The sequence below is a fragment of the Stenotrophomonas maltophilia group sp. Smal12 genome (genome assembly GCF_037079935.1).
Classification (GTDB): Bacteria; Pseudomonadota; Gammaproteobacteria; order Xanthomonadales; family Xanthomonadaceae; genus Stenotrophomonas; species Stenotrophomonas sepilia.
Genome location: NZ_JBAWUK010000048.1, coordinates 14,073 through 35,696, shown reverse-complemented (window position 1 = coordinate 35,696; position 21,624 = coordinate 14,073). Strand labels below are relative to the sequence as shown.

The following is a 21,624-nucleotide window of genomic DNA, read 5'->3' as shown; positions in this document are numbered from 1 at the left end:
CTGCGTTTGGTTTTCGGCAACCTTTAATAAATCATTCAGGGAGTATTTAAGTATAAGGTTTTGGAGTAGGTCAAGTAAAGATGTAGAAGTTTTGCAATCTCCGGCTACTTGTTTTAAGGAACATGGGGTTCTTGTTTCGGCATCAGGTGGGCACCATCCGTCGTGAATTTGTAAAGCTAGGTAAACGTGGCCAGCGGCTTGACGCTGGCCAGCGCCTCCGTGTGGACGGCCCCCCCCCCACACCAGCAGTATTATGGGGGCGCCCCCAACCGGGGGGCGCCCCCCCGAGCCGTTAATCGGAAGTGAGTGGCGCCGGGGCGCCCCCCCAAACGCGGGGGGGCCCCGCCCCCCCCCCCCCACTACCCTTGCCAGACGGCCTCGCACGCGGGGGACCTTCACTTCGGTCTTCGTGATCGGCGAGCGCACCCGACGGTGCGCTGGCCGGCACCCTGGATCCTTCCGGCATCCCGCAGTTGCCGGCCAGCGGCCGGCACTACCCTTGCCAGACGGCCCCGCACGCGGGGCCGTCTGCAGTCACTGGATGGTGATGACCTTCACCTCGGTCTTCGTGCAGGCCTGGTCCAGGCACTGGCCACTCAACCACACCTGGCCGCTGCCGATCATCACGCCCTGCTGGTTGACGAACACCTTGCCGAAGTCCTGCTCGGACACCGCCTTGACCACCTCCGGCGTGATGATCTTCTCGTAGTTGCGCTGGAACTCTCCGGGGCCGGAGATCTTCTTTCCGCCGCTGATGTTCAAGGGGAATCGCACTTCCTCGACCACCGCGGCGCGATCTCCACCCACCACGGCGGCCTTGAACGCATTGAAGACCTTCTCGAACTGCGCGGCATCGCCAAGCAACGACTCGATGCGCGCACGCGCATCCTCGGCGGGCGCCTCGGCTGCCGGTGCAGCAGGTGCAGCAGCGGGTTCGGCAGCCGGCGCCGCCGGTCCAGCGGCAGGCGTCGCTGCCGCGTTCGCTTCCATCGGCGGCGGCGCATCCACCGCAGGCTGCGCCGGCGGCTCAGGCTGCGAACAGGCCGCCAGCAGCAGGACGGGAATCAGGTAGGCCATCCGGCGCATGCGCGCACTCCATCAAAACAGGAAGTCCGATGGTAGCGCCGCCACAGTGAGGACAACAAAAAGGGGACGGAGGGGATTAAGTCGTTAGTGGCACAAACGACTTAATCCCCTCCGTCCCCTTTTTCTTGATCAGGCCTTCAGCAGTTCGAACTGCACCGCTTCGCCAGCGGCCGACGAGGCACAGACCCACAGGTCGAACTGGCCCGGCTCGGCACGCAGCACGCCATCGAGGCCGGTGAACGCCAGCTGCTCGCGGGTCAAAGCGAACACCACTTCGGTCGACTCGCCCGGCTGCAGCGCCACCTTGCGGAAGTCCTTCAGTTCACGCACCGGACGCACGCGGCTGGCCACGCGATCGTGGATGTACAGCTGCACCACTTCCTCGCCCGCCACGCGGCCGGTGTTGGTCAGCACGGTGGTGATGGTCAGGGTGTCGTCCCAGCCGAGCTGTGCCGTGCTCAGCTGCGGCACGCCGTAGGCGAAGGTGGTGTAGCCGATGCCATGGCCGAACGGGTACAGCGGTTCGTTGGGAATCTCGCGCCAGCGGGCCTTGAACTCCGACATGGTCGGCAGTTCCGGGCGGCCGGTGCGCGGGTGGTTGTAGAAGTACGGCTGCTGGCCGGACACCTGCGGGAAACTGACCGGCAGGCGGCCGGACGGGCTGTAGTCGCCGAACAGCACATCGGCCACGGCATGGCCGGTCTGCGTGCCCAGGTACCAGGTCACCGCCACGGCCTGCGCATTGCGCACCGCGCCCTGCAATGCCAGCGCGCGGCCATTGCGCAGCAGCACTACCAGCGGCTTGCCGGTCATCGCCACGGCCTCGGCCAGCGCCTGCTGTGCCGGCGGCAGGGTGATTTCCACGCGCGACTGCGCTTCACCGCTGTAGCGCTGCGGTTCACCCAGCGCCAGCACCACCACGTCGGCGCGCAGTGCGGCAGCCACAGCGGCTTCTGTGCCGCCGGGAATCGCGGCTTCCAGTTCGCAACCCGGCACGATTTCCAGCAGCGCTTCGTCGCCGATGGCGGCACGCACGCCGGTTTCCAGGTCCACGTAACGCTGCTTGTCGCCGAACAGCGTCCAGCAGCCTTCGATGTTCTCGCGGTCCTGCACGAACGGGCCGATCAGCGCGATCTTCTGCCCGGTCTTCTGCAGCGGCAGCACGTTGTCACGGTTGTTCAGCAGCACGATCGAACGCCGCGCCGCATCGCGCGACAGTGCATCATGCGCGGCAAGGTACGAGGTATCCGCTTCACGCGCCGGGTCCAGCGACCGGTACGGGTCGTCGAACAGGCCGATGGTCTCCTTCAGCCACAGGATGCGGCGCACGCCCTCATCCAGCACCGCCATCGGCACCTCGCCGCTCTCGACCAGGCCGGGCAGGTGCTCGGCGTAGAAGCCACTCTGCATGCTCAGGTCCAGGCCGGCGGTGAACGCCTTGGCCGTGGCATCGCGGTCATCGGCGGCATAGCCGTGCGCGACCAGTTCCATGTCGGCGGTATAGTCGGAGATCACCACGCCCGGGAACTTCCATTCGCCGCGCAGGATGTCGGTCAGCAGCTCGGCATTGGCACTGGCCGGCACGCCGTTGATGTCGTTGAACGAGGACATCACGGTGATCGCGCCGGCCTCGAAGGCGGCCTTGAACGGCGGCAGGTGCACATCGCGCAGGGTCTGCGGCGAGATGTCCACCATGTTGTACTCCATGCCGGCCATCACCGCGCCATAGGCGGCGAAGTGCTTCGGCGTGGCCAGCAGCGAATCGGCCGCACGCAGGTCGCTGCCCTGGAAGCCACGCACGCGGGCGGCGGCGAACGCACAGCCCAGCACCACGTCCTCGCCGGCACCTTCGGCGCCACGGCCCCAGCGCTGGTCGCGGGCGATGTCCACGGCCGGCGCATAGGTCCAGTGCAGGCCGGCAGCGGTGGCTTCGATCGCAGTGGCGCGCGCGGTGCGCTCGGCCAGGTCCGGCTCGAAGCTGGCGGCCTCGCCCAGCGGAATCGGGAACACGGTACGCATGCCGTGGATCACGTCGGCGGCGAGGATCACCGGGATGCCCAGGCGGCTCTCTTCGGTCGCGACCTGCTGGATGCGGCGGCCCAGTTCGGCGCCCACACCATTGAACAGCGAGCCGACCTTGCCCTCGCGCACCTGCTGCAGCACCTGGTCGGCATTGCGCACGTTGGCTTCCGGGTTCACGTCCGGGGCGAACGGGCGGACCATGTCCGCGAAGACACCCAGCTGGCCGACCTTTTCCTCGACGGTCATCTGGGCAATGAGGGATTCGATGCGATCGGAGGCCACCGGCAGTCCTTGATGAAAACGTTTACAAGCCCGGCATTCTAGCGATCCCGGGCGATTTTGCGAGAGGTTTCGTCATTCAGCTTCCTCCCCCGGCGGGACCCGCAGGCGCCCGCCAGGGGCACCGCAGCTTACTCCGACCCGGCCAGCTGGCGCTGCCCGGCCATCAACATGGCGTCGCTGGACGCCTGGAACACCCGCAGCCCGAAGGCCGGCAGGATCGCCAGCAGGTGGTCGAAGATGTCCGACTGCACGGCCTCGTACTCGCCCCAGGCGGTGCTGCGGGTGAAGCAGTACAGCTCCAGCGGCAGGCCCTCGGTGGTCGGCTGCAGCTGCCGCACCAGCAGGGTCATGTCGGTATGGATGCCCGGATGGCTGCGCAGGTAGCGCTCCACATACGCGCGGAAGGTACCCAGGTTGGTCACCCGGCGGCTGTTGACCTCGGCCACGCCCTGCTCGCGCAGGCGTCCGTTCCATTGCCCCAGCTCCTGCGCTTTCTCGCGCAGGTAGTCGCGCAGCAGCGCGAACTCGCCGAGGAAGGCCAGGTCACCCTCGTCCAGGAAGCCGACGCTGTGCTGGTCCAGGTACAGCGCGCGCTTGATCCGGCGCCCGCCGGCCTCCTGCATGCCGCGCCAGTTCTTGAACGACTCGGTCACCAGCTTCTTGGTCGGGATGGTGGTGATGGTCTTGTCGAAGTTCTGCACGGTGACGGTGTGCAGCGCGATGTCGATGACGTCACCGTCGGCATTCTGGCTGGGCATCTCGATCCAGTCGCCGATGCGCACGCGGCCATCGCCACTGATCTGCACGCTGGCCACCAGCGACAGGATGGTGTCCTGGAAGATCAGCATCAGCACCGCCGTGGCCGCGCCCAGGCCGGTGACCAGGTAGCGCAGATCGACCCCCGCCAGGGTCGCGACGATCGACAGGCCCGCGATCACGAAGATGACGATCTTGGCGACCTGCAGGTACCCCTTGATCGGCTTGTTGCGTGCCTCGGGGCGGCGCTCGTAGAGATCATTGGCCGCATCCAGCGCATGCGAGAGGGCCAGCACCACGGTCAGGATCGCCCACGCCTGGCAGGCGCCGATGATGAAGCTGACCAGCCCCGGCGGCAGGTCCGGCACGATGCGGATACCCGAGGCGATCACCTGGCTGGGGACCACGTTCGACAGCCGCGAGATCACCCGCATCAGGTGGCTGCCGCGGCCGGTATCGGCGCCGGGAAGGCGGCTGAGCAGGCGCCGCAGGCCACGCAACAGGATGCGCTTGGTCACCCAGTTGGCCAGGCCCGCAGCGACCAGCAGGGCCGAGATCATCAACGCCAGGTAGGCGCCAGGATAGGGTTCCAGTGTGTTCTGCAGCCGTTCCAGCCACTGTACCGCCACCACCGCGTCCACCATCGGTTGTCTCCTGTCTGTTTCGTTGTTACCAAGATTGCCGGCCAGCGGCCGGCACTACCGGGGTTTCCGGCCGGCGGCCGGGTTTACCGGGTCAGTCGCGCGTGCGCTCGATGATCACGCCCACCGCGCGCGCACCGCGCACCGCACCGGGCTTGCTCAGCTTCAGGCGCAGCCACTTCACCTCGAACTCGTCCAGCACGATCTGCGCGCAGCGCTCGGCCAGGGTTTCGACCAGGCCGAATTCCGACTCGCGCACGAACTGTTCCAGGCGCTTGCTCACTGCCTTGTAGTTCAGGGTGTGGGCGATGTCATCGGTGGCCGCGGGGCGTCGGTTGTCGAAGCCCATTTCCAGGTCGAACACCAGGTCCTGGCGGATCCGTCGTTCCCAATCGTAGATCCCGATCAGGGCGTCGATCGTCAGCCCTTCGATGAAAACCTTGTCCATTGCGCGTACCGGCACGAATACAGGCGGCCATGGTAACGGCACAGCGGTGAGCCTGCCCGGAACGGGCGGTGGGCGTGGGCCGGCCCGGAAATGACAAAGGGCCCTGCTGGCGGGGCCCTTTGGTACCTCTCAACGTCCCCGGCGGGAGCTGGAATCCAGCCACGAGTCCCGGAGCACACGATGCAGATCGTGGCTGCCTGACGCGGCGGCGTTGCCCGCAGCTTTTCACCCGGCGCTTCGAGCGAGCCATCTGGACGCGGGGCTTGAAGATTGCGTTACCGCAGCTGATCCACGCCCGCTGCCCGCACACCCTGGGCTGGCTGCAGCGCCATGAGCGGGCGACGACGGTGTTGGCGGCATCGCCGTTGGCAGGGCGTCCGTAATGCGTCCGCCGGGCGAGTCCCGGCGCGACCGGCTCATACCGCCGGCAGCGTCGCCATGTCCCAGCGCGGGGTCACGTCCACCTTCGGCGGGCTGTGCTGGCCGGCCTGCAGCCGCAGCGCACCGGCGAAGGCGATCATCGCGCCGTTGTCGGTGCACAGCGCAGGCCGCGGGAAGCAGGCACGGCCGCCGAGGCGCTCGGCCATCTGCTGCAGGCGCGCACGCAGGCGTTTGTTCGCGCCGACGCCGCCGGCCACCACGATCACATTGGTTCCAGCCGCTTCCAGCGCGCGCTCGCACTTGATCGACAGGGTCTCGACCACGGCGTCTTCAAAGCCGCGGGCGATGTCGGCGCGGGTCTGCTCGCTCTGGTCACTGTCGCGCCAGGCCATCAGGACCTGGGTCTTCAGGCCGGAGAAGCTGAAATCCAGCCCCGGGCGGTCGGTCATCGGCCGCGCGAAGCGGTACGCGCCCGGCGTGCCCTGCTCGGCCAGCCTGGCCAGCTGCGGGCCGCCCGGGTACGGCAGGCCCATCAGCTTGGCGGTCTTGTCGAAGGCCTCGCCGGCCGCATCGTCCAGGGTCTCGCCCAGCAGCCGGTACTGGCCGATGGCGTCCACCGCCACCAGCTGGGTATGGCCACCGGACACCAGCAGGGCCACGAAAGGCGCTTCCGGCGGGTCGTCTTCCATCAGCGGCGCCAGCAGGTGGCCTTCCATATGGTGTACGCCCACTGCCGGCACCTCCAGCGCCCAGGCCAGCGAGCGGGCCACGCCCGCGCCGACCAGCAGCGCGCCGACCAGGCCGGGACCGGCCGTGTAGGCCACGCCATCGATATCGCCCACGCCGAGGCCGGCGTCGGCCAGGGTCTGGCGCACCAGCGGCAGCAGTTTGCGGACGTGGTCGCGGCTGGCCAGCTCAGGCACCACACCCCCATATTCGGCGTGCAGGGCGATCTGGCTGTAGACCGCGTGGGCGCGCAGGGCCGCGCTGCCGGACAGATCGGTGTCATACACCGCCACGCCGGTCTCATCACAGGAAGATTCGATGCCAAGGACTCGCATGCCTGCTATTATGACGCCCCTGCCGCCCCCTCGGGGGACGTGCAGATCTCACTGCTTTCGAACCTCCGGCCCGTATTCAGGGTTGGCCGCTTGCAGTTTGTCTATTCGCCGCTATAATGTGCGGCTCGCCGGGCGTGACCCGGTTCTACTGTGTCCCGGAGATTCCATGCCCAGCGTCAAAGTCCGCGAGAACGAGCCCTTCGAGTTTGCTCTTCGCCGCTTCAAGCGCACTTGCGAAAAGGCCGGTGTGCTGGCCGAAACCCGCAAGCGCGAGTTCTACGAAAAGCCGACCCAGGAGCGCAAGCGCAAGGCCGCCGCTGCTGTGAAGCGTCAGCTGCGCCGCTCGTCGCGCGACGTCACCAAGCGTCAGCGCCTGTACTGATCGGACGCATCTTCATTGCGGCGGGCCTGCCTGTCGCGATGGAGCCGAAGCCGGCACGCGCGAGCGTCGCCGGCTTTTTGCGTTTCCGGGTTCGGGCAGCCGCCCCGCCCCACCTACCACCACGAGGTTCCTCATGAGCATGAAGCAGCAGCTCACCGAAGACATGAAGGCCGCCATGAAGGCGGGCGAGAAGCACAAGCTGGGCGTGATCCGCCTGATCAACGCTGCCATCAAGCAGCGCGAAGTCGACGAGCGCATCGAGCTGGACGACACCGCCGTGATCGCCGTGCTCGACAAGATGGTCAAGCAGCGCAAGGACTCGGTCAGCCAGTACGAAGCCGCCAACCGCGAAGACCTCGCCGAGATCGAGCGCGCCGAGATCGTGGTCATCGAAGCCTACCTCCCGGCCAAGATGGGCGAGGCCGAGATCGTGGCCGCCATCCAGGCCGCCATCGCCGAGACCGGTGCGTCCGGCCCGGCCGATATGGGCAAGCTGATGGGCGCCCTGAAGCCCAAGCTCGCCGGCCAGGCCGACATGGGCCTGGTGTCCAAGCTGGTCAAGCAGCAGCTGGCGTAACCCGGCACGCGGGGTCGGATCCCTTCCGCAGCGCGGAAGGGCTCTGACCCCATTGATGCACCCGCTTCACCGCACCTTCGTCGGTCGCCTGCTACAACCGCACACATGGTTGAACCCGAGCCCAACGTTCCCGTGTCCCTGCACAAGTACCTCAAGCGCCTGCAGGACAGCTTTCCGATGGCGGTGGCCAAGCGCTTCATCGACGTCGACGTGCTGACCCAGGCAGCCTCCGTCTCGTTCTACGCCCTGCTGTCGATGGCACCGCTGCTGGTGCTGCTGCTGTGGCTGACCGCCTCGCTGTACCCGCCGGCACAGCAGGCGCTGATCGAGCAGATCAGCTCGGTGGCCGGCAGCAGTGCCGCGACCGTGGCCGAAACCGTCCTGAAGAATGCCGACAACCAACCGGACGTCGGCTCGTTGGCGGGCCTGTGGAGCACGCTGCTGCTGTTCGTGGGCGCCACGGCCGTGTTCGCGCAGCTGCAGAACGCGCTCAACCTGATCTTCCGCACCAGTGGCGAGCGCCTGGAGGGCATCAAGGCCTGGCTGCGCAAGCGCGTGTTCTCGTTCGGCGTGGTGCTGGCCCTGGGCTTCCTGCTGATCCTGTCGATGACTGCCACCACGGTGCTGCAGGTGGCCTTCGCACAGCTGCCTTCGATCCTGCCGGCGCTGGGCTACGCCACCAGCCTGCTGCTGTACGCGGTGGGGTTCGCCTTCATGTACCACTACCTGCCCGACCGTCGCGTGGCGTGGCGCCAGGCCTTCATCGGCGGTGCCATCACCTCGGCGTTGTTCGCACTGGGCCGCTACGGCATCGGCGTCTACATCGCCACCGTGGCACCGGGCAGCGCCTACGGCTCGATGGGTGCGCTGGTGATCTCGCTGGTCTGGATCTACTACGCCACCGTCGTGTTCTTCGTGGGCGCCCTGATGACGGCGGTGATCGACGAGCGCCTGCGCGCGCGCCACCACCTGGCCGCAGCCGGCATTGATCCGGCAACCGCCAGCCAGGTGCCCGACAGGGGGTAAACTAGGGCGACCGCCCCCGGTTCCGTCGCGTGGTCCTGCACCGCGCCCTGCCCTGTTGCCCATGGCCCGTATCCCCGACGCTTTCATCGACGACCTGCTGGCCCGCACCGACATCGTCGAGGTGGTGGGCAGCCGCGTGCCGTTGAAGCGCCAGGGCAAGGAATACGCCGCGCGCTGCCCGTTCCATGACGAGCGCTCGGCCTCGTTCACGGTCTCGCCCACCAAGCAGTTCTATCACTGCTTCGGCTGCGGCGCGCACGGCACCGCGATCAGCTTCCTGATGAACTACGACCGCCTCGAGTTCCTCGATGCGGTGGATGAGCTGGCCAAGCGTGCCGGCATGGAGGTGCCGCGCAACGAGAACCCGCGCAGCCCCCAGCAGCAGGACGACAGCCGCGAGCTGTATTCGGCACTGGATGCCGCCGCCCGGTTCTTCCAGAAGAACCTGGAAAGCAGCGACAAGGCACGCAGTTACCTCGATGGGCGTGGCGTGGACGAAGAGAACCGCGCGCGCTTCCAGATCGGCTACGCCCCGGACGGGTACAGCGGCCTGCGCGATGCGCTGGGCAAGGACGAGCGGCGCATGAAGCTGCTCGACCGTGCCGGCCTGTTCTCCAAGAATGATCGCGGCCATGTCTACGACAAGTTCCGCGACCGGGTGATGTTCCCGATCTTCGATCGTCGCGGCCGGGTGATCGCCTTCGGCGGCCGCGTGTTCGAGAAGGACGACGGCCCCAAGTACCTCAACTCGCCCGAGACCGCGCTGTTCCACAAGGGCCGGGAGCTGTACGGCCTGTGGCAGGTGCGCCAGGCCAACCAGAAGATCGAGCGGCTGATCGTGGTCGAGGGCTACATGGACGTGGTCTCGCTGTTCCAGTTCGGCGTCACCCAGGCGGTGGCCACGCTGGGTACTGCCACCACGCCGGACCATGCCGAGCTGCTGTTCCGCAACGCGCCGGACGTGTTTTTCTGCTTCGACGGCGACGCCGCCGGCCGCCGCGCCGGCTGGAAGGCGCTGGAGTCGGTGCTGCCGCGCATGAAGGACGGCCGCCAGGCCTTCTTCCTGTTCCTGCCCGATGGCGAGGACCCGGACACCATCGTGCGCAAGGAAGGCGCCGAGGCCTTCAACGAACGCCTGAAGCAGGCCACACCGCTGTCGCAGTTCTTCTTCGACGAGCTCACCCGCGAGATCAATCTGGGCACGCTCGATGGCAAGGCGCGCCTGGCCGAGCGGGCAAAGCCGATGCTGGCACAGATTCCCGATGGTGCCTTCGGCGACCTGATGAAGCAGCAGCTGGCGCAGCTGACCGGGCTCGGCGGCAACGCGCAGTCTGTGCGCGCGCCGATGCCGCAACGCCAGCCACAGCGGACGATCCAGCCGGTGGCCAAGCGCAGCCTGGTGCGCGGCGCGATCGCCGTGCTGCTGCAGCAACCGTCGCTGGCGCTGACCCTGGGTGGCCAGCATCACTTCCAGGGCCTGCGCCTGCCGGGCGTGGAGCTGCTGCTGGAGCTGCTGGGGCTGGTCGAACAGCGCCCGGACATCAGCACCGGCGCCCTGCTGGAACACTTCGACGGGCGTGAGGAACAGGCTTCGCTGCATACGCTGGCGGCACAGACGCTGCCCGGCACCGAGGCCAGCTGGACCCAGGAACTGCACGACGCAGTGGCACAGCTGGAGAAACAGCTGCTGGTGCAACGTCTGGAGGAGTTGTTGGCAAAGCAGCGCCAGCAGGGCCTGGACGATACTGACAAGTACGAACTGCGCGAGCTGCTGAAGGCGCGTGCCGGACTGCGCCTGTAGCGGCAGACCGTTCTCACGGAGAAGACCATGCTGCTGCGCCTGACCTGCCTGCTGTTGTTGTCGCTCTGCCTGCCACTGGCGGCCCTGGCCGAAGAGGCATCCCTCAACGAGATCCGGCCTGGCCTGTATGCCGGCGGCCAGCCCAGCGCTGCACAGCTGCGGGCCCTGGCCGCGCAGGGGGTGCGCACCGTGATCGACCTGCGCCAGCCTGGCGAGGATCGCGGTTTCGACGAAACCCGTGCCGCCGAATCACTCGGCCTGCGTTATGTGCGCATCCCGGTGGCCGGCGCCGACGGGCTCGATGCCGCCAACGTGCGCGCCGTGCACCAGGCCCTGCAGCAGAGCCAGGGGCCGGTGCTGCTGCACTGCGCGTCCGGCAACCGTGCTGGCGCCGTGCTCGGCCTGGTCAACGCACGCTACGAACACGCCAGCCCCGAACAGGCCCTGCAGCTTGGCCAGCGCGCCGGCCTGAAGTCGCTGGAAACCGCCACCCGCCAGCGCCTGGCCACGCCGGTCACTTCGCCCTGAACCCTCCGCACCAAGGACACTGCCCACCATGACCCGCTGGTGGTCGCGCCTGCGACCGGACAATTTCACCCTCGCCCTGCTGTGCACCGTCGGCCTGGCCTCGCTGCTGCCGATGAAGGGCGCCGCCGCCATCGTGCTCGACGATGTCACCACCGTCGCCATCGCCGCGCTGTTTTTCCTGCACGGCGCGCGTCTGCCGCGCGAGTCGATCATCGGCGGCATGCTGCACTGGCGGCTGCACCTGACCATCCTGGCCTGCACCTTCCTCCTGTTCCCGCTGCTGGGGCTGATGTTCAAGCCGCTGTCAGGCTGGTTGCTGACCCCGGAGCTGTACCTGGGCGTGCTGTTCCTGTGCACCCTGCCCTCCACCGTGCAGTCGTCCATCGCGTTCACCTCGATGGCGCGCGGCAACGTGCCAGCGGCGGTGTGCAGCGCTTCGCTGTCGAGCATCCTCGGCGTGTTCCTGACCCCGCTGCTGCTGACCGCGCTGGCCGGTACTTCCGGCGGCGTGCATGACCCGCTGCATGCGATCGGCGGCATCATGCTGCAGCTGCTGGTGCCGTTCGTGGCGGGCCACCTGCTGCGGCCGTGGATCGCCGGCTGGGTGGAAAAGCAGCGCGCGCTGCTGCGCTACACCGACCAGGCCACCATCCTGCTGGTGGTGTACTCGGCGTTCGGCGAAGCCGTCACCGAAGGCCTGTGGAGCAAGACGCCGCTGCTGTCGCTGCTGGCGGTGGCGGTGGTCGCCGCCGTGCTGCTCGGCATCGCCATGCCGCTGATCACCTTCATCGCCCGCCGCCTGCGTTTCAACCGCGAGGACGAGATCGCCATCGTGTTCTGCGGCTCGAAGAAGAGCCTGGCCACCGGCGTGCCGATTGCCAAGGTCCTGTTCGCCGGCGGCAGCCTGGGCGCCATCGTGCTGCCGGTGATGATCTACCACCAGATCCAGCTGATCGTCTGCGGTGTGATCGCGCAGCGGTATGCGCGGCGCAAGCCCTGACCCGGAGATCCATCCACGCGTGGCGTGGATCTACAGCAGATCCACGCCATGCGTGGATTCACGGCTCCACCAGCGTGCCCACGCTCAGCTGCGGCATCCACACCCACAGGTCGTACTCGCGGCCGGCGTGGGTGTTGACCTCCGGCGCACGCGCGGGCCGTTCGAGCAGCGCCAGCGCCTTGCAGCGGTCCATGCATCCCCAGAAGTGGCCGCGCAACGCTTCCAGCCGCACGCTGTAGATATCCAGGTCGCGCAGTACCGATGCCATCGGCTGGATCTGCATTTCCCGCGGAGCATCGGCGGGGCGCTGCAGCATGGCGTGGACATTGCCGGTCAGCACAACCATCCGTGCGCCATCGGGCAGGCGCTGGTACAGGCGCCGTAGTTCGGCGGCCATGCGGTCATCGCGGGCCTGGCTGCCGCCGTCACTGTGATTGACGTCGTAGCCAACCACCTCGATCGCGCGGCCCTGCGCCTTCAGCGCGCGCAGGCCTTCGATCATCGCCAGCATGTCGCGGCTGCGGCGACCATCGTGCTGGTCGTCGCGCACGGTCCAGAACGCGCGGCCGTGCAGGTGCTGGCGCGCCGCGGCCCCGCCATCGGATTCCAGATAGTCGCGCAGCACAGGATTCTCGGCACGTGGCAGTTCCAGCGCCAGCAGGACCGGCGCGCCATTGCGGCTGTAGTCGTCCACCAGCTGCCGCACCAGCAGTGGCGTCTCCCGTGTGCCGTGGAATTCGCCCAGCACCAGCATGCGATGGCCAGCGGCGTATTGGCGGATCTGCGCGGTAGTGTCGTCGGCATGCGCGGTCACGGCCATGCCCAGCGCCAGCATCAGCGCGGTGGTCCAACGGAAGAACGAATGCATCCCTGCTGCTTCCTTTCCCTGGGGGTCAGGAACAGCAATGGCGACGCCGAGACGGCGGTTCAAGGTGATCCACGCCATGCGTGGATGTCCGCGCGAACAGGTGGGGTCAGAGCCCCTTCGGGGATCCGACCCCGAGGTCACAGCCAGGGCAGGATCCAGTGGTCCACCAGCAGGAAGGCGAACAGCGCCATCAGGTAGACGATGGAGTAATAGAACATCTTCATCGAGAACAGCTCGTCCGGCGGGTCCAGCATGCGCCAGGCGTACCAGAGGAACACGGCATTGAGCACGATCGCGCCGCCCAGGTAGAACGCACCGCTCATGCCCACCAGGTACGGCAGCAGGCAGACCAGCGCCAGCACCACCGAATACACCATGATCTGCCTGCGGGTGTGCACCACGCCATGGGTCACCGGCAGCATCGGGATCTCGGCCTTGGCGTAATCCTCGCGGCGGAAGATCGCCAGCGCCCAGAAGTGCGGCGGCGTCCAGATGAAGATGATCAGCACCAGCAGCGACGAGTACGCCCAGTCCGACGAGCCCTGCATGCCGGTCACCGCGGCCCAGCCCAGCATCGGCGGCATCGCCCCGGCCAGGCCGCCGATGACGATGTTCTGCGACGTCGCACGCTTGAGGTACACGGTGTAGATCACCGCGTAGCCGATCAGCGAGGCGAAGGTCAGCACCGCGGTGATCAGGTTGACCCACAGCACCAGGAGGGTCATCGACAGCACGATGAGCACGCCGGCGAACACCAGCACCTGCCATGGCTTGACCTTGCCCACCACCAGCGGCCGCCACGAGGTGCGCGCCATCTGCGCATCGATGTGCGCGTCCAGCAGCTGGTTGATCGCGGCCGCGGCCGAGGCCGCCAGCCAGATGCCGAGGAAGCCGAGCAGGCCGGCGCGCACCTGCTCCCAGCTGGGCACGCCCGGAATGGCCAGGACCATGCCGACCAGCGCGGTGAACACGATCAGGGCGACGACCTTGGGCTTGGTCAGGTCCCAGTACTGGCGGTAATTGGAAAACATGGAATCAGTCCGGGGCACGCAGGCGGGCCAGCAGGCTGACCAGCACGAACAACAGGGCAACGGCCACGCCGTTATGGGCCACGGCCACTTCCAGCGGCAGTGCCAGCTTCACATTGAGGATGCCGAGCGTGACCTGCAGCACCAGCAGCGCGATCAGCGCACTGGCCCAGCCACGCATGCTCGGCAAACGGAACAGGCGCACGCCCAGCCACAGCAGGTAGACGGCCACCACCACGGCGAACAGGCGATGGGCCATCTGGATGGCGATACGCGAGGCGCCATCGAGCACGCCGCCTTCGTAATCCACGCCGATGCCACGCCACAGCGTGAAGCCTTCGACGAAGTTGTGCTGCGGCCACCACTGGTTGGCGCAGCGTGGGAAGTTGTCCAGCGAGGCGCTGCCACCGCCGCAGGCCAGCGCCGCGTAGTTGGCGCTGACCCAGCCGCCCAGGGCGATCTGGGTGACCAGCACGGCCAGGCCGATGCGCAGCAGCCACTTCAGCTTCGGCGCCTCGGCCAGGGTGATCGGCATGTGCGTGGCACGCCACGCCATCCAGGCCAGCAGCGCGAACATCAGCATGCCGCCCAGCAGATGGCCCATCACCACGATCGGCTTGAGCAGCAGGGTCACCGTCCACATGCCAAGCAGGGCCTGGAAGATCACCACCGCCAGGGTCAGCAGTGCGGCGCGCGCCAGGTCGATGTTGCTCCAGCGCAGCGCGGCGATCAGCAGGATCGCCTCGCCGATCAGGGCCAGCGCGCTGGCCGTTCCATGCCAGCCCATCATGTACAGCGGGATGCCGGCGGCCACCAGCACGCAGGCGGTCACCACCGCCATGGTTCCAAAGCGGCGCTTGCGCGTAGCCAGCAGGGCCAGGGTCAGGATCTCGATGCCCAGCGCGCCGGCCAGGAAGCGATGCACCTGTTCTCGCCAGGCCTTGTGGGTCTCCAGCGGGCGGATCTCCGCCGCCGGGTGGCCGATGGTCTCTTCCACGTGCTGCGGCCAGGTGGCCTGCCCGTAACAGGTCGGCCAGTCCGGGCAGCTCAGGCCGGCATCGGACAGGCGCACGAAGGCGCCGAACATGATCGTGCTCGCCGTCATGATCATGGCGAACCACGCCAGGCGGTGGAAATTGCGATGCAGCGCCGGACGCACGGAAAGGCTCATCAAACGGGACTCACTTCAGTTTCAGCAACGTGGCCATGTCCTTGCGCAGGCCAGCCAGGTCGGTGCCGGGGGCATGGCGCATGATCACGAAGCCGTTCGGATCGATCACGTAGACCGGCAGTCCAGCCGGATCATCGACGCCGGGCAGCGCCGCGCGCAGGGCTGGCGACGGAGCCAGCGGCCGCAGCGCGGGCAGCGAGGCGATCGACGCCGGTGGCGTTCCCAGCCACAGGATCTCGACATTATCGGCGTTATGGCCGAACAGCTGCCACACCTTGCCCAGTCCCTGCGACAAAGTGACGCACTGCGCGTCGCAGGCACCGGGCGGGGCCACCAGCAGGCGCCAGGTACGGGCTTCGGGGTTCCACGGGTACGGCTCGCCATTGGCGAGGGTCGGTGCCTGCTGGCGCAGGTCCACCGGCGGCTGCAGCAGCTGGCCGGCGTTGCGGTGCCCGGTCGGCTGCCAGCCGGAGAAGCGCAGCACCGCCGCCAGTGCCATCGCCCCGAAGAACACGGCAAACAGCAGCACCAGGGTCCGGCGGCCGGAACCGCGCGCCTGCGGGGACGTAGCAGTGTTCATGCGGGGCATTTTCTCATGGTTGAGCAAGGGATGCGGGTGCGGTACCCCGGTAGCGCCGGCCGCTGGCCGGCACTACCGGGCCACGGCACGTCGCCTGCGCCACTCCAGCACCAGCGCCACCACCAGCACGGTCAGCGCCAGGCCGAACCACTGCACGGCGTAACCCAGGTGGCGCTGCGGCGGCAGCGTGTTGGGCAGCAGGTCCAGGTCGCGTTCGTCGCCGAAGGGCAGCGCCGGATCCAGGCGCAGCACGCGCTCGGGCAAGGCCGGCAGGCCCAGCGCCGCCGCCAGGCCCTCCGCCGGCAACCGGCTGGCCAGCCAGCGCCCGGCCTCACCGGTGGCAGAGAACGCCGGCCCCAGCGCCAGCCCGGCCGACGGCGGCGGCGCCAACAGCCCGCGCACGGCCACCGGCGAAGGCGGCGACGGCACCTCCGGCAGCGTGCGGTCCGGCGGCAGCGCGCGCCAGCCGAGGTCGACCAGCAGCACGCGACCTTCGTCACTGCGGAACGGGCGGTAGATCTTTACCCCGGCGCGGCCGTGCCGGGTCTGGTTGTCCAGCAGCACCACGCCGGGCAGGAAGCGGCCATGGTCGGCCACGCCATGCAACGCGCCCGGTGCGGCCAGCGCCTGGGCCAGCGACAGCGCCTGAGCCACCGCTGGCCCCTGCGCATCCAGCAGCGCCTGTTTGGCATGCATGCGCTGCAGCTGCCACAGCCCCAATGCGGTGAATCCGGCCATCGCCAGCACGGCCAGCAACCATCCGAACACGCGCGTGTGCTGGCGCATCATGACAAGTCCGCGCAAACGCGGTCAGATAGGCACATCCACCCTGCCCTCGAGCCGCGCATGAGTGATTCGCTGAAGACCCTGCTGGTAATCGCGTTTCTGATCGTCATCGTCTGGAATCTGGGCGCCGGCCTGTATTACCTGCTGGTCGACCGCGGCCAGACCAAGCGCACGGTCAACGCGCTGACACGTCGCATCGCGGTGTCGGTCGCGTTGATCCTGCTGGTGATCGTGAGCATCTACATGGGCTGGATCAAACCGCACGGCATCGGCGGCTGACGCCGCAGCCGCCGGGATCAAAGCACGTAGACGAACAGGAACAGCATCAGCCACACCACGTCGACGAAGTGCCAGTACCACGCGGCGGCTTCGAAACCGAAATGGTTGTCGCGGGTGAAGTGCCCCTTGGCCGAACGCAGCCACATCACCACCAGCATGATCGTGCCCAGCAGCACGTGCGCGCCGTGGAAGCCGGTCAGCATGAAGAACGTCGAACCGTAGATGCCCGAGCCGAGCGTCAGGTTCAGTTCCTTGTAGGCGTGGAGGTACTCCTCTGCCTGCAGGGTCAGGAAGCCCAGGCCGAGCACCACGGTCAGGCCCAGCCAGACCAGCAGCTGGCGGCGGTTGCCGGCCTTCAGTGCGTGATGGGCGATGGTCAGGGTCACGCCGGAGGTCAGCAGGATCAGCGTGTTGATCAGCGGCAGCCCCCAGGCCGGGATGGTCTGGAACGCACCACCGATCGCCGCCGGGCCATTGGTCGGCCATCCGGCGGAATAACCCTGCCAGAGCAGCTCGTTGGTCATCACCCCGCGGCCTTCGCCACTGAGCCACGACAGGCCCAGGTTGCGGGTGTAGAACAGCGCGCCGAAGAAGGCACCGAAGAACATCACTTCGGAGAAGATGAACCAGATCACCCCCATCCGGAACGAACCATCGACCTGGTGGTTGTAGCTGCCCGCCTGTGACTCGCGCACCACGTCGCTGAACCACCAGAACAGAGTCAGCACCAGCATCGCGATGCCGACGTAGAACGTCCAGCGCCCCCAGCCGGCATCGTTGAGCCAGCTGGCCACGCCCACCATGGTCACCATCATCGCGATGGACCCCACGAAAGGCCATTTGCTCTGGGCCGGGACGAAGTACACGTTGGCGTCGGTCGGTGTCTGGGCCATGTCGGTATCCGGGTCAGGGTGCGGCGTGCGCGCCGTCCGAGGTGGCGGCCGGGGCCAGCCGATCGGACAACGCGTCGTTGCGGTAGAAGGTGTAGGACAAGGTGATCGTCTTGATCTCCGGCGGCAGGTCCGGATCGACGATGAAACGCACCGGCATGTCGCGCTTCTCGCCAGCCTGCAGCGTCTGCGCGGTGAAACAGAAACATTCGGTCTTGCTGAAGAAGCCCGAGGCACGCGCAGGCGCCACCGATGGCACGGCGCTGCCGACCACGGCCTGCGCGCTGTCGTTGCGGGCGAAGTACAGCGCCTCGTTGAGTTCGCCGGGCACCACGTCCATGGTCAGCTGCTCGGGATGGAACGACCACGGCAGGCGCGAATTGACGCCGCCGTCGAACTCCACGCGCACGGTGCGCTTGCCCGCCGCCGCGCCTGCACTGGCTTCCCCTCCGGGACCGCGCTCCAGGCGCACGCCGAACACCTTTTCACAGGCAATGCGGTACAGCGGCACCAGCGAGAACGTCAGCAGGAACACCGCCACCGCCACGCCGATCAGGCGCGGCAGCCCGGCACTGGGTGAGGGCGTGCTGGCCGGCGACTCGCTCATCGCCCGATCACCCCGCTCAGGATGAAGCCGACATAGACCAGTACGGCGATGGCGCCGACCCACATCGCCGTGCGCTTCGCACGCTGGCGCTGCTGCTCGATGCTTCCGCCCTGGTAGAGCCGACCGCCGGTCGGCTGCTCTTCATTGTTGTAGAGCCGACCGCTGGTCGGCTGCTTTTCGTTGTTGTAGAGCCGACCGCTGGTCGGCTGCTTCTCATCCGCCGAGTATGGCTCGACGCTACCGATCGGGAGCGGGCTCTCGTTATGCATGCCCCACCTCAATGCGTGATGTCGTCATGTGCCAGGTCCCCCGGGCGGAGGGTCGGCGGCGTGGTGAAGGTGTGCGCCGGTGCCGGCGACGGCAGCGTCCACTCCAGCCCGCGCGCGCCTTCCCAGGAACGGGCCTCGGCCTTCTCGCCGTTGCGCAGCGAGGACAGCAGGATCGCGGCCATCATGAACGGGGTGACGAACATGCCGAACGCGCCGATCGAACTGATCAGGTTCCAGTCGGCAAAGGCCACGCTGTAATCGGGAATGCGGCGCGGCATGCCGGCCAGGCCGAGGAAATGCTGCGGGAAGAACAGCAGGTTGACGAACACGATCGACCACCAGAAGTGCACCTTGGCCCACTTCTCGCTGTACATGCGCCCGGTCCACTTCGGCCACCAGTAGTACACCGCGGCGATCAGCGCGAACACCGCGCCGGTCACCAGCACGTAGTGGAAGTGGGCGACCACGAAGTAGGTGTCGTGGTACTGGAAGTCGGCGGCGACGATCGCCAGCATCAGGCCGGAGAAGCCACCAATGGTGAACAGGATGACGAAGGCCACCGACCACAGCATCGGCGCCTCGAACGTCAGCGAGCCGCGCCACATCGTGCTGACCCAGTTGAACACCTTCACCCCGGTCGGGATCGAGATCAGCATGGTGGCGAACATGAAATAGATCTCGCCGCCCAGTGGCATGCCCACGGTGAACATGTGGTGGGCCCAGACGATGAACGACAGGAACGCGATCGCGGCGGTGGCGTATACCATCGCCTGGTAGCCGAACAGCGGCTTGCGGCTGAAGGTCGGGATGATCTCGCTGACCACGCCGAAGGCGGGCAGGATCATGATGTAGACCTCGGGATGCCCGAAGAACCAGAAGATGTGCTGGTACATCACCGGGTCACCGCCACCGGCGGCGTTGAAGAAGCTGGTGCCGAAGAACTTGTCGGTCAGCAGCATGGTGACCGCACCGGCCAGCACCGGCATCACCGCGATCAGCAGGAAGGCGGTGATCAGCCAGGCCCAGCAGAAGATCGGCATCTTCAGCAGGTCGATGCCCGGCGCACGCATGTTGAGCACGGTGGCGATGATGTTGATCGCGCCCATGATCGAACTGATGCCGGCCACGTGGATGGCGAACACACTGAAGGCAACGTTGTAGCCACCCTGCAGCGACAGGGGCGGATACAGCGTCCAGCCACCGGCCGGCGCGCCACCGGGCAGGAACAGGGTCAGCAACAGCAGGCTGAAGGCCACCGGCAGCAACCAGAACGACCAGTTGTTCATGCGCGGCAGCGCCATGTCCGGCGCGCCGATCTGCAGCGGGATCATCCAGTTGGCGAGGCCGACGAAAGCCGGCATCACGCCGCCGAAGATCATCACCAGTGCATGCACGGTGGTCATCTGGTTGAAGAACTCGGGCTTGACGAACTGCAGGCCCGGCTGTGCCAGCTCGGCGCGGATCACCACGCTCATCGCCGCGCCGATGATGAACATGATGAAGCTGAAACCCAGGTACAGCGTGCCGATGTCCTTGTGGTTGGTCGAGAAGAACCAACGCTCGAAGAAACTCTGCTGGTGATGGTGATCGTCGTGCCCAACTGCCGAGTGCGCCATTGCAAAACACCTCTCAGAATCGGTTGTCACCACGGCCGCGGGCGGCCGCGGGCTTTACATCACGCGCCGCTGGCTGCGGTGGCAGGTGCGCTGCCCGCTTCTGCAGCAGCAGGCGCAGCCGGTGCCTCGCCCGCCGGTGCAGCCGGTTCGACAGGTGCCGCAGGCGTGGCTGGCACGGCAGCCGGCGCCGGCTTGCGCTGCGCCAGCCACTGCTTGAAGTCCTCCTTGGACACCGCCTCGACCACGATCGGCATGAAGCCGTGGTCCTTGCCACACAGCTCGGCGCACTGGCCGCGGTAGACGCCGGGCTGCTCGATGCGGGTCCAGGCTTCGTTGATGAAGCCGGGGATGGCGTCCTGCTTCCAGCCCAGCGCCGGCACCCACCAGGCGTGGATCACGTCGTCGGAAGTGATGACGAAGCGGACCTTGGTATCGACCGGCAACACCAGCCGGTTGTCCACATCCAGCAGGTAATGCGGATGGCTTTCGCGGGTCGGCACGATACCGCTCTGCCGTACGCGGTCGGACTCGCGGTCCAGGCGGCTGGTGAAGGTGACGTTCTCGCCGAGGTATTCGTACTTCCACATCCACTGGTAGCCGGTGACCTTCACCGTCATCTCGGCATCGCGGGTGTCGTACATCTTGATCAGGTTGGCCGTGGCCGGCCACGCCATCACGATCAGGATGATCACCGGGATCACCGTCCAGATCACTTCGGCCTTGGTGTTGTGGCTGAAGGTGGCGGCGACCGCGCCCTTGGATTTGCGGAACTTGAAGATGGCGTAGGCCATCGCCCCGAACACGATGACGCCGATCACCGTGCAGATGATCAACGAGAGGTTGTTCGATTCCCAGGCCAGGCGCGAGGTCTGGGTCACCCCCTTGCCCATGTTCAGCTGCCACGGCTTGGGATCGGCCGCCTGGGCCCAGGTCAACGCCGGAACCCATCCCCCGGCCACCATGGCGGCGACCGCTGCAACGCACTTCGTGCCCCACCTGCTGCTTTGCTTCATTGCCTAGACCCTTAGCGTCGTCGGTGGCCGCCATCGCTGGCGGCGAGCAAGCTTTCAAGTGTCTCTGCGAGCGTCTGGCGTTCGGCCGGCGCGAGGAAACTCCCCACCTCCACCTGCCGGCCGCTGGATGCCAGCCGGACCCTCTCATCGTCGGTGAGCAGGCGCACCCAGTGCGGGTGGGCCCGGAACACCGGCGATCCACCGGGTACGGGGATGACCTCCACGTACGCCGGTACTACCCGGATCTCCTCCTGCCGTTCACCGCTGCGCCACAAGGCACGCAGCGCGGCCGCCAGCACCAGGCTGTACAGCAGCGCGAACAGGGGGGCGAATGCATTGCCGGCCCACCACCCGAGGGCAGACACCAGCCACATCGCACCCGACAACACGGTGAACAACAGGACGAACTGCCGGGCATCGAGCGCCCGTGGGGGACGCAGCCGCAGCTGCGTACCTGACCCATCCGGAGCTGGAAGCACCTCGATCATGTCGCAACCGCGTTCCTGCCGCGGGAAACGTCTCGATG

23 protein-coding genes are annotated in these 21,624 nt (G+C 67.2%); 7 read left to right on the top strand and 16 right to left on the bottom strand.

The features are described from left to right. Positions 1 to 534: 534 nt before the first annotated feature. The 5 genes from WDC87_RS17745 to tsaD all read right to left on the bottom strand — a co-directional run bounded on the left by WDC87_RS17745 (position 535) and on the right by tsaD (position 6,677). A complete protein-coding gene (locus tag WDC87_RS17745) occupies positions 535 to 1,086 on the bottom strand; it encodes a hypothetical protein (protein WP_053461987.1) in 552 nt (183 codons plus the stop codon). A 129-nt stretch (positions 1,087 to 1,215) separates the two neighbouring features. Beyond that, a complete protein-coding gene (locus WDC87_RS17740; RefSeq protein ID WP_252745057.1) occupies positions 1,216 to 3,390 on the bottom strand; it encodes a glycoside hydrolase family 3 N-terminal domain-containing protein in 2,175 nt (724 codons plus the stop codon). 128 nt (positions 3,391 to 3,518) lie between these two features. Further along, complete coding sequence (locus WDC87_RS17735; protein ID WP_053461985.1) at positions 3,519 to 4,790, bottom strand: mechanosensitive ion channel domain-containing protein; 1,272 nt, start codon at positions 4,788 to 4,790, stop codon at positions 3,519 to 3,521. A 91-nt stretch (positions 4,791 to 4,881) separates the two neighbouring features. Beyond that, positions 4,882 to 5,235 (bottom strand): dihydroneopterin aldolase, encoded by a 354-nt coding sequence (gene folB / locus WDC87_RS17730; protein ID WP_049465349.1) that lies wholly within the window; start codon positions 5,233 to 5,235, stop codon positions 4,882 to 4,884. Between the two features lie 416 nt (positions 5,236 to 5,651). Next, positions 5,652 to 6,677 carry a tRNA (adenosine(37)-N6)-threonylcarbamoyltransferase complex transferase subunit TsaD gene (gene tsaD / locus WDC87_RS17725; RefSeq protein WP_049465351.1) on the bottom strand — a complete coding sequence of 342 codons (1,026 nt, stop codon included), beginning with the start codon at positions 6,675 to 6,677 and terminating at the stop codon, positions 5,652 to 5,654. 166 nt (positions 6,678 to 6,843) lie between these two features. Here tsaD and rpsU point away from each other — a divergent pair, with 166 nt between their 5' ends. The 6 genes from rpsU to WDC87_RS17695 all read left to right on the top strand — a co-directional run bounded on the left by rpsU (position 6,844) and on the right by WDC87_RS17695 (position 11,991). Then, positions 6,844 to 7,059 (top strand): 30S ribosomal protein S21, encoded by a 216-nt coding sequence (gene rpsU / locus WDC87_RS17720; RefSeq protein ID WP_002808376.1) that lies wholly within the window; start codon positions 6,844 to 6,846, stop codon positions 7,057 to 7,059. Positions 7,060 to 7,192: 133 nt separating this feature from the next. After that, complete coding sequence (locus tag WDC87_RS17715; RefSeq protein WP_005415013.1) at positions 7,193 to 7,636, top strand: GatB/YqeY domain-containing protein; 444 nt, start codon at positions 7,193 to 7,195, stop codon at positions 7,634 to 7,636. 105 nt (positions 7,637 to 7,741) lie between these two features. Then, positions 7,742 to 8,662: a YihY/virulence factor BrkB family protein gene (locus WDC87_RS17710; protein WP_049465353.1), complete on the top strand. Its 921-nt coding sequence runs from the start codon at positions 7,742 to 7,744 to the stop codon at positions 8,660 to 8,662. 61 nt (positions 8,663 to 8,723) lie between these two features. After that, positions 8,724 to 10,463: a DNA primase gene (dnaG, locus tag WDC87_RS17705; RefSeq protein ID WP_252745056.1), complete on the top strand. Its 1,740-nt coding sequence runs from the start codon at positions 8,724 to 8,726 to the stop codon at positions 10,461 to 10,463. 27 nt (positions 10,464 to 10,490) lie between these two features. Next, a complete protein-coding gene (locus WDC87_RS17700; RefSeq protein ID WP_252745055.1) occupies positions 10,491 to 10,991 on the top strand; it encodes a protein tyrosine phosphatase family protein in 501 nt (166 codons plus the stop codon). Between the two features lie 28 nt (positions 10,992 to 11,019). Next, positions 11,020 to 11,991 (top strand): bile acid:sodium symporter family protein, encoded by a 972-nt coding sequence (locus tag WDC87_RS17695; protein ID WP_053461980.1) that lies wholly within the window; start codon positions 11,020 to 11,022, stop codon positions 11,989 to 11,991. 58 nt (positions 11,992 to 12,049) lie between these two features. Here the strand turns inward: WDC87_RS17695 and WDC87_RS17690 are convergent, their stop codons facing one another. The 5 genes from WDC87_RS17690 to WDC87_RS17670 form a co-directional block, all read right to left on the bottom strand. After that, complete coding sequence (locus WDC87_RS17690) at positions 12,050 to 12,859, bottom strand: calcium-binding protein (RefSeq protein WP_301655142.1); 810 nt, start codon at positions 12,857 to 12,859, stop codon at positions 12,050 to 12,052. Positions 12,860 to 12,996: 137 nt separating this feature from the next. Continuing rightward, positions 12,997 to 13,890 carry a heme o synthase gene (gene cyoE / locus WDC87_RS17685; RefSeq protein WP_049465359.1) on the bottom strand — a complete coding sequence of 298 codons (894 nt, stop codon included), beginning with the start codon at positions 13,888 to 13,890 and terminating at the stop codon, positions 12,997 to 12,999. Positions 13,891 to 13,894: 4 nt separating this feature from the next. Then, a complete protein-coding gene (locus tag WDC87_RS17680) occupies positions 13,895 to 15,058 on the bottom strand; it encodes a COX15/CtaA family protein (protein WP_252745053.1) in 1,164 nt (387 codons plus the stop codon). 10 nt (positions 15,059 to 15,068) lie between these two features. Then, on the bottom strand, positions 15,069 to 15,638 hold the full coding sequence (locus WDC87_RS17675) for a hypothetical protein (protein WP_252745052.1): 570 nt from the start codon (positions 15,636 to 15,638) through the stop codon (positions 15,069 to 15,071). Between the two features lie 72 nt (positions 15,639 to 15,710). Beyond that, a complete protein-coding gene (locus WDC87_RS17670) occupies positions 15,711 to 16,427 on the bottom strand; it encodes an SURF1 family protein (RefSeq protein WP_252745051.1) in 717 nt (238 codons plus the stop codon). 57 nt (positions 16,428 to 16,484) lie between these two features. Here WDC87_RS17670 and WDC87_RS17665 point away from each other — a divergent pair, with 57 nt between their 5' ends. Beyond that, complete coding sequence (locus WDC87_RS17665; protein ID WP_005412025.1) at positions 16,485 to 16,703, top strand: twin transmembrane helix small protein; 219 nt, start codon at positions 16,485 to 16,487, stop codon at positions 16,701 to 16,703. A 17-nt stretch (positions 16,704 to 16,720) separates the two neighbouring features. Here WDC87_RS17665 and WDC87_RS17660 read toward each other — a convergent pair whose 3' ends face one another. From WDC87_RS17660 to WDC87_RS17635, 6 genes are read right to left on the bottom strand one after another with little or no spacing between them, the layout of a single operon-like run. Continuing rightward, positions 16,721 to 17,596, bottom strand: a complete 876-nt coding sequence (locus tag WDC87_RS17660; protein WP_252745050.1) for a cytochrome c oxidase subunit 3 — start codon at positions 17,594 to 17,596, stop codon at positions 16,721 to 16,723. Positions 17,597 to 17,609: 13 nt separating this feature from the next. After that, complete coding sequence (locus tag WDC87_RS17655; RefSeq protein ID WP_053505028.1) at positions 17,610 to 18,200, bottom strand: cytochrome c oxidase assembly protein; 591 nt, start codon at positions 18,198 to 18,200, stop codon at positions 17,610 to 17,612. Next, positions 18,197 to 18,469 carry a hypothetical protein gene (locus WDC87_RS17650; RefSeq protein ID WP_053505027.1) on the bottom strand — a complete coding sequence of 91 codons (273 nt, stop codon included), beginning with the start codon at positions 18,467 to 18,469 and terminating at the stop codon, positions 18,197 to 18,199. The genes WDC87_RS17655 and WDC87_RS17650 overlap by 4 nt, the downstream gene beginning before the upstream one ends. An 8-nt stretch (positions 18,470 to 18,477) precedes the next feature. Then, the gene (ctaD, locus tag WDC87_RS17645; protein ID WP_049465376.1) at positions 18,478 to 20,085 is read right to left on the bottom strand and encodes a cytochrome c oxidase subunit I; all 1,608 of its coding nucleotides are present in this window, start codon (positions 20,083 to 20,085) and stop codon (positions 18,478 to 18,480) included. 59 nt (positions 20,086 to 20,144) lie between these two features. Further along, on the bottom strand, positions 20,145 to 21,098 hold the full coding sequence (gene coxB, locus WDC87_RS17640; RefSeq protein WP_053505026.1) for a cytochrome c oxidase subunit II: 954 nt from the start codon (positions 21,096 to 21,098) through the stop codon (positions 20,145 to 20,147). A gap of 11 nt (positions 21,099 to 21,109) precedes the next feature. Then, positions 21,110 to 21,586 (bottom strand): DUF2244 domain-containing protein, encoded by a 477-nt coding sequence (locus tag WDC87_RS17635; RefSeq protein WP_049471508.1) that lies wholly within the window; start codon positions 21,584 to 21,586, stop codon positions 21,110 to 21,112. Between the last annotated feature and the right edge of the window lie 38 nt (positions 21,587 to 21,624).